Raw genomic sequence first — 1,383 nt, 5'->3', positions numbered from 1 at the left:
CTATTAATATCAATAAATATTATTATGGAGAGAAATCTTAAAAAAATCTACCTAAATTCAATGGGAATAATTGATTACCATCAGAAATTTTGCACTCTTTCTAGTTTGTCAGAATTATTAGCCAAAAAAAAGAGTCTATAATCTTCATTATAAACTCCAAAACCCCTTATAAAAGTATCTCTTCTTTAAACTTTTCAGGAAACCACGATAGTTTATTCGATAGTTTCACCACTTCTCCGATAACAATCATCGCTGGATTGGTGATTCGTTTCTCTGTTACTACTTCAACGATCGTCTCTAGTGTAGCGGCTACTGTTCGTTGATTCCCTGTTGTCCCTTGTTCAATGACAGCAATGGGTGTAGCCGAGTCCTTCCCACAGGCTTGCAATTGGGCACAGATAAATGGAAGATGCTTGACTCCCATATAAATAGCCAGGGTATCAACACCGTGAGCGAGTTGGTCCCAGTGAATATTATTGGGTTGACCGTTCAAACAATGACCTGTAACCATAGCAAAGGATCGGCTCAGTTCTCGGTGAGTGACAGGTATTCCTGCGTAGGCTGGAGCAGCAATTCCAGAAGTGATTCCTGGAACTACTTCAAAGTCGATTCCATTTTGCGCTAATACTTCTGCTTCTTCACCACCGCGTCCAAAAATAAACGGGTCGCCTCCTTTTAAACGAACAACTATTTTGCAAGCCTTGGCTTTTTCAAGTAAAATCTTATGGATGGAATCCTGGGAAACACAATGGTTCCCCGGCTCTTTTCCACAATAAATGAACTCAGTATTAGCTTTACAGTAATCTAGTAAGCTCGGATTAACGAGTCGATCATAAAGAATGACTTCAGCCCGTTCAAGGCATTTCATTGCTTTAACTGTAATTAACTCAGGATCGCCAGGCCCGGCTCCAACAATATAAACTTTCCCCTTTTTATCGGTCATATGAACCTGACCTCCTTTTTTGTGAACTAATCGATGAGGAGAAACACTTCATCCCCGACTATTTTAGTTTGATAGGTTTTCACACAACCAGAATCCGGCTCCTGCACCTTGCCATTATCCAAACATATTTTCCAATCATGCATCGGACAGAATACAAATTCGCCGCTTACCAAGCCTTCGCTCAAAACCCCGCCTTTATGTGGACAGCGATTTTCTACGGCGCGAATGGTTCCGTTTAATAATTTGAATACAGCCACCTCTTTATCTCCAACACATACAGTTTTACCTATTCGTTCTGGTAGATCCCGTATAGAACCGATCGACACTACTTCTCCGTTTTTCTTTATCATTGGACTTTTGCCTCCTTTAATGTGTGTGTTCTTAAGACATTACTACAGTCTCAAACAACTCTTTTCTTACTTTTTCATCCTCAGTAATAG

Annotated in this window: 2 protein-coding genes; both read right to left on the bottom strand. The window is 40.2% G+C overall.

Annotation, left to right across the window (positions count from 1 at the left end):
- Positions 1-166 precede the first annotated feature (166 nt).
- Entirely contained in the window at positions 167-943 is a 777-nt protein-coding gene (cobA, locus tag V7659_RS30745) for a uroporphyrinogen-III C-methyltransferase (RefSeq protein WP_335543794.1), read from the bottom strand.
- A 26-nt stretch (positions 944-969) separates the two neighbouring features.
- Positions 970-1,293 carry a nitrite reductase small subunit NirD gene (gene nirD / locus V7659_RS30740; protein WP_335543793.1) on the bottom strand — a complete coding sequence of 108 codons (324 nt, stop codon included), beginning with the start codon at positions 1,291-1,293 and terminating at the stop codon, positions 970-972.
- Positions 1,294-1,383 lie beyond the last annotated feature (90 nt).

This window comes from Neobacillus drentensis (assembly GCF_036966985.1).
In the GTDB taxonomy this organism is placed as follows: Bacteria; Bacillota; Bacilli; order Bacillales; family Cytobacillaceae; genus Neobacillus; species Neobacillus drentensis_E.
This window is presented reverse-complemented; position numbering and strand designations above follow the sequence as displayed.

Excerpts from the sequence above, each read along its gene's own strand:
- cobA (WP_335543794.1), bottom strand. The coding sequence starts at position 943 with ATGACCGATAAAAAGGGGAAAGTTTATATTGTTGGAGCCGGGCCTGGC.
- nirD (WP_335543793.1), bottom strand. The coding sequence starts at position 1,293 with ATGATAAAGAAAAACGGAGAAGTAGTGTCGATCGGTTCTATACGGGAT.